This is a genomic window from Clostridium sp., assembly GCF_051656525.1.
In the GTDB taxonomy this organism is placed as follows: domain Bacteria; phylum Bacillota; class Clostridia; order Clostridiales; family Clostridiaceae; genus Clostridium.
Genome location: NZ_JBOGCC010000133.1, coordinates 23979 through 30339 on the forward strand (window position 1 = coordinate 23979; position 6361 = coordinate 30339).

Genomic DNA, 6361 nt, shown 5'->3' on the forward strand with positions numbered 1-6361 from the left:
AGAAAATTTCACTTATATTCTAATTACTTATATGCTATAATTAATCACTGTAGGCTATATAAAAATTTAGGAGTGATTATATGAAAAAAAGTTGTCTTCCTAATATATTTACATTTGTAAATCTATCTTGTGGAATACTGTCTTTATTATCTGCATTTAATGGCTACTTTCTTTACTCAGCTTTATTTATAATATTAGCTGGTATTGTAGATAGATATGATGGAAGAATTGCAAGATATTTAAATGTATCTAGTGAATTAGGAAAAGAGTTGGACTCTTTAGCAGACCTTGTATCATTTGGTGTTGCTCCATCAATACTAACATTTCTATTATTTGGCTTCGGTCGTCTTGGATTACTTAGTATATTTGGATACGCAGTCTTATTAGCATTCCCTATATGTGGTGCTTACAGACTTGCTAGATACAATGTATCTACTTTTGATGGAAACTTTAGAGGAATTCCAATAACTATTGCAGGTTGCTTTATGGCATTATATATTATCATAGCTATTCTTGTTAATATTCCTTTCATTCTAGGACTTATTCTAGCATTTATTTTTATGATACTTGGTGCTTACTTAATGGTTAGTAATATAAAACTTAAGAAATTATAGATTAGTAGAGAAGGTATTTCTTTCTCTACTTTTTATTTTAATTATTTTTAAAATTTAACTCATGATTAATTTCTGTTTGAATAACATCACTTATTTCCTTTTCAATATATCCTTTTGCATAATTTTTCCCTAATACCTGCCCTTTAAGCTTTATATATTCTAAAAATTTATCATCATGTTTATCTATTCCTTCAATAAAACCATCTATAATCTTCCCAAGGTCATCAACTCTATCTAATGCATCATCTACATCACCTTTTTTTCTTCCATGAATTGTGTTAAGCTCTGCTGCACCACCAATTAATAATCTATAAGAATCTACAAGCCTTTTTAAAATTTCTGTAAGTTGTATCAACTCATCATATTGTCCCTCTATTATATGCTTTCCCATAACATCTCCTTATATTATAAAAGAGAGGCTTTTCTTCCTCCCTTTTACTTTTTATTTTTTACAATTACATGTACAATCTTTCATTTTTATTTCTAACTCTTCTATATACTCCATATCTGCAATACCATAGAATTTTTCTTCTTTCTTGCATTTATCTTTACTACTATACTTATTATCTTTTTTATCATCATTTTCTTTAACACAACCACATTTACCATCTTTATACTTTTCACATTTATGTTCTACATACTTTTCTTTTTTCTCTTTGCATTTACATCTCTCATCCTCTTCTTCAGTTACATCGAATTCAAATATATCATCTATACTTAAAACTTCTTTTCGTTCTTCATTTATTACTCTCATATCTTCTATTTCTTCAAAATTTATTAACCCTTCTACTTTTTCAACTTCAAAAAAATATCCCCTTGGAAATCTACAGTACATATTATCACCCTTTACACTTTTTAGTTTCATAATCTGGTTTGAAATATTCTTTTTCATACTTACATAAAGGACATACCTTAGGTGGCTCATATCCTTCATGAATATATCCACAATTTAAACAATGCCATAATATTTTTGAGTCAGCTTTAAACATTTTTTTACTTTTCATAAGCTCACATAATTTTAAAAATTTATCCCTATGTGATTCCTCAACTTCTCTAAGCTCTTTATAAAAAGTTTCTACTTCAGAAAATCCCTCTTTTCTTGCAACCTCTTCAAACTCTTTATATATTTTTTCTGCTTCTTCATTTTCTCCACAAGCTGCTTTTAAAAGATTTTCTTCTGTTGTTTCTATATTTTCTAAAAATCTTTTATATGCTTCTCTTGAATGTGCATACTCATTTTCTGCTATTTCATCAAAAATATGACTTACCCAAACATATCCTTCAGCCTTTGCTTTTTCTGCAAATAAATTATATTTCCCTCTTGCTCTTGATTCTCCTGCAAAAGTTTTATAAAGATTCTTTTCTGTTTCACTACCAGCAAGTTTCATTTTTTTCCTCCTGTATAAATTTTATATTATACAATTTATTCATCTTACCTTGTTTTGTTACTTTCAGTAATTAAAATCTTTAAATTCTCATCACAAGAAATACTAAACTCTTCTTCTTCCTTATTTTTAGTATTCAAATTTACTTTATATCCCCAAAGCTTAGTTATATATTTTAAAGTTTCCTTTGCATAAGACATTTCAAGTTCTCTTCCATCAAAAACATGCTCAAGTGTTAAAGTATTATCTCTTTTATTCAAGTCAACAACTCTAATATGTGGTATTCCTTGAACTCCCATACTTTGAGCCAATGCATCTCTTATTTTTTTCCAACCTTCCTCATCTGAAACTTCTTCTATTACAAAATCAAAAGTCTTTTTAACATATTTAAATAAATTAAGCTCCTCACAAAGTTCCTTAGTTAAATATCTTCTTATAAAAGATGAATCTCTCTCTAACGCTCTTACTTCAAATACTTTTTCAAATCCTTCATTTTCATAAAGATCCATAAATATTTTAAATCCAATATAATATGGATTTAATCCTCCAACCATAGGTGCTACTACATCATTATGTCTTTTTAAAAACTCTAAGTGTAATCCTTCAGGAAGTTCTAAATCTTTTAATATATTGTAGTGACAGAAACAAGCCCATCCTTCATTTATAGTTTTAGTTTCTATCTGTGGAAGGAAATATTCTGATTCTCTTTTAACTATTCTTAAAATATTCTTTTCCCATTCTTCTAAATTTCCATGTTCTATAATAAAGCCCATAACATCATCTCTTGGCTCTAAAGGTATTTTATCAATCTCTGGAACTTCTACATCTTTATAACTATCTAAAATTCCTCTTTCTCTTATTTCTTTTTTATAATCACTAATTCTTCTTTCTCTTATTTCTGTATCAGATATTTCCTCTACACCAATGCTTCTTCCAATACTATATTTTATAGAATGTGCTGCATCTAATATCTTCTCTACTTTTTCATAGCCAATAGATGGATTATTTATATATCCTCTTATTATTTCTGCATCTAATTTAAACATTTCTAATGTTCTATCTGCATTTGTTCCTTCTATAAATAATCTATTGTTTTTAAAAAAATCATTATGTCCATATACATGTGCTATAGTTAAAATTTGAAGAAGAAGTGTATTCTCATTCATTAAATAAGCTAAACATGGATTTGAATTAATAACCATTTCATATGGAAGACCTGTCATATTTAAAGAATATAATGTTTTATTTTTTTCATATGACTTTCCATAACTCCAATGAGGATATTTAGAAGGCATACCCACATATGCCTCATATCCTATCATTTCATTAAATCCTATAATCTCAAACTCTTGGGGATAATAGTTTAATCCAAATTCACTTGCTTTACTTTCAATTTTCTCATTCCATTTTTCTAAGTCATTTAAATTATATTCCAAAAGCTACTCCTCCCCTAACTCTTTATTTAATATAGCCTTCAATGCATCCCATAAATCTTTCTTTTCTCTAACTATTACTGGCACAAAATTCTCTGCCTCAATCTCTTTAGAAAATCTATAATACATTGTAGTTGAATAAGTTGATGGTAGTAATTCACAGTATGCAAACATATTACTTATCTCACATAATTTCTTTACACTTTTCATAGCCCTTTCATTATCTTCAGTCCAGTTATCTCCATCACTTGCATATACAGGATAAATATTCCACATTTCACTTGGATATTCTTTTTCTATAATTTCTAAAGTCTTATCTATTCCACTTGAAATATAAGTTCCACCTGATTCTGCTTTATGGAAAAACTCAAACTCATTAACTCTTTTTGCAGTAGTTGTATGTGATACAAATTCAAAAGCTATATTATTATATTTTTTCTTTATAAATCTTGAAAGTACAAAGAAAAATGATCTTGCTAAATATTTTTTAGTGCTATCCATAGAGCCTGATACATCCATTATGAATATCATAAGAGCGTTACTTTCTCTTTTAGGTTTTTTCTTTACTCTATAATATCTTAAATCATCTTCTCTAAATGGAAATCTTTCTAATAATTCATTATCTCCATCAGGATTTTCTTCCATTAGTGCACGTTTTTTTCCTTGTTTCCTTGCTATTTTTGACATAACAGTTTTCTTCTTTGCAAGCCTTGGTCTTATACCGTATTTTTGATAACCGCACTTTCTTCCTGCACTTTCAACTAATATTTCTGAATATTTTTTTCTATCTAAATTAGGTAAATCTAAATCTTCTACAATATAATCTAGAAGTTCTTCAAGGGTAATTTCTGTTTCATAAACATCATCTCCCTCATTATTTCCTGCACCTTTTCCATTTCCTTTTCCCTTTTTAGGTGCACCACTTCCTATTTTATCTCCACGCTTTTCATCCCCTTCGCCTGTAGCAACTCCACCTGAATTTTTACCATAGACAAACTGATACTCTTTTATTCCTCTTATAGGTATTTTAAACTTCTTATTTTTTCCTTCTCCTATAATGCTTTCCTCTGATAAAATATCGCCCAAATTTTCTTTTATAGACTTTTCAACTAATTGCCTATGCCTTCTTCTATCTTCAATAGACCTATCATGGTCTACTGGATTTATTGTATTATCTCTAAATATTGCCATTCTTAATCCTTCCAAAGATTATTTGCAGCATATTTTAATATTACATCGCAGCAATGTAGGCAATATCCATTGTTTTGCATTTCAGTTACCATAGCATTATATTTTTCTGTTTGCTCTTTATTTCTAACTCTTGATTTAGTTATAATTCTTGAAAGATCTTTAACAGATGCCATAAGTTTCTTTTCTATAGCTTCTTTTAAAGGCTCATATGAAGTATACTCAATAGTTGCACCTTGTCTAATTAAATAGAACATATATGATGTAACATCAGCTCTAAATCCCTTACATGATGATTCAGAAACACCAATATACTCTTCTATACTTCTCATAAACTCTTCATCTGGATTTAACTCTTCACCAGTTGATGTATCTTTTATTTTGCTCTTATTTACAAAAGCTTCTGCATTATCTATATAGTTATTAAATAAGCTTTCTGCTTGCTCTCTAAATGAATGAATAAATGCTTTTGTAATTTCTTTTTCAAGAATCTTATTATATTCTTTTCTAATTGTATCTTGAATAAACCCAAGATATTTTTTCTTATCATCACTTGCAATATCCATTTCTTTAACTGATTTTATAATGCTTTCCATTATACTTAATGGATTTATACAATTATGCTCTGAATTTGAAAGGGCATTATCTATAACTTTAACTATAAATCTAGTTGAAATTCCTTTCATACCTTCATATGCACCAGCTTCTTCACGTAACTCACCTATATCAATTCTCTTAGTTGAACCTTTTTCCACTACTTCTTCACCATTATAAATTTTAAGCTTAGTAATAGGGTCAACCTTATTAGAACCTACAAGTCTTGAAAGTATTGCAAACATAGCTGCAATTTCAATAGTATGAGGAGCTATATGAGCATTAAATGTACTCTTTTTAAGTATTTTTTCATATATTTTAATTTCTTCATCAAGCTCTAAGCAATATGGAACTTCAATTTTTACTATCCTGTCTAAAATAGCTTCATTAGTATGATCTGACTTAAACTTATTCCATTCAGCTTCATTTGAGTGAGCTACAATAACTCCATCAAAATAAATCATTGAACCTTTTCCTGGTGAAGGAACAGACTTTTCTTGAGTTGCTGTAATTATAGTGTGTAAATACTCAACATCATTTTTAAACACCTCTATAAACTCAACCATACCTCTATTACCAACATTAAATGCACCATTCAATGAGAATATTCTAGGATCATCTTCTGCATACATGTCCATTTTAGAAATATCAATTGAACCTGTTAATATTGATGTATCTTGATTATTAGGGTCTACTGGAGGAACAACTCCAATTCCCTTTCTTGAACGTATTGAGAAACCTTTCTTTTCAATTGGCATTTCTTCATATCTTCCACCAAACTCATTTATAAGTCTGTACTTACAAACAGGACAAAGGTCTCCTTCTATTTTCACTCCAAGTTCTTCTTCAAATTGTGCTCTTAAATGTTTAGGAATTAAGTGAAGAGGCTCCTCATGCATTGGACACCCTTTAATTGAGTAAATTTGCTCACAAGTTTCTAACGCTTTTTTTAATGATTCAACTAAAGATGATTTACCTGCACCAACTGGTCCAACTAAATATAACACCTGTCTTGCTTCCTCTCCTTGCATTGCAGCAGAGTGGAAGTAATTCATAAGCTTCATGACAACTTTATCAATTCCAAAGAAATTATCTTTAAAAAATCCATATTTTCTTATTATTTCATTTCCATAAATTCTTTTAACTT

At 28.9% G+C, this 6361-nt stretch carries 7 protein-coding genes; 1 reads left to right on the top strand and 6 read right to left on the bottom strand.

Features of this window, described 5'->3' with window-relative positions:
* Positions 1-80 precede the first annotated feature (80 nt).
* The gene (gene pssA / locus ACRDDY_RS06675; protein ID WP_438564185.1) at positions 81-614 is read left to right on the top strand and encodes a CDP-diacylglycerol--serine O-phosphatidyltransferase; all 534 of its coding nucleotides are present in this window, start codon (positions 81-83) and stop codon (positions 612-614) included.
* Positions 615-651: 37 nt separating this feature from the next.
* On the opposite strand, the gene ACRDDY_RS06680 is transcribed toward pssA, so the two are convergent.
* The 6 genes from ACRDDY_RS06680 to ACRDDY_RS06705 all read right to left on the bottom strand — a co-directional run.
* Positions 652-1005: a hypothetical protein gene (locus ACRDDY_RS06680; protein WP_438564186.1), complete on the bottom strand. Its 354-nt coding sequence runs from the start codon at positions 1003-1005 to the stop codon at positions 652-654.
* A gap of 51 nt (positions 1006-1056) precedes the next feature.
* Positions 1057-1449, bottom strand: a complete 393-nt coding sequence (locus tag ACRDDY_RS06685) for a hypothetical protein (RefSeq protein WP_438564187.1) — start codon at positions 1447-1449, stop codon at positions 1057-1059.
* 4 nt (positions 1450-1453) lie between these two features.
* Positions 1454-2002 (bottom strand): rubrerythrin family protein, encoded by a 549-nt coding sequence (locus ACRDDY_RS06690; RefSeq protein ID WP_438564188.1) that lies wholly within the window; start codon positions 2000-2002, stop codon positions 1454-1456.
* A gap of 44 nt (positions 2003-2046) precedes the next feature.
* A complete protein-coding gene (locus ACRDDY_RS06695; RefSeq protein WP_438564189.1) occupies positions 2047-3435 on the bottom strand; it encodes a SpoVR family protein in 1389 nt (462 codons plus the stop codon).
* Between the two features lie 3 nt (positions 3436-3438).
* Positions 3439-4623, bottom strand: coding sequence for a sporulation protein YhbH (yhbH, locus tag ACRDDY_RS06700; RefSeq protein WP_438564190.1), 1185 nt, complete (start codon positions 4621-4623; stop codon positions 3439-3441).
* 2 nt (positions 4624-4625) lie between these two features.
* Positions 4626-6361: serine protein kinase (locus tag ACRDDY_RS06705; RefSeq protein WP_438564191.1), on the bottom strand; the 1736-nt coding region annotated here is incomplete at its 5' end.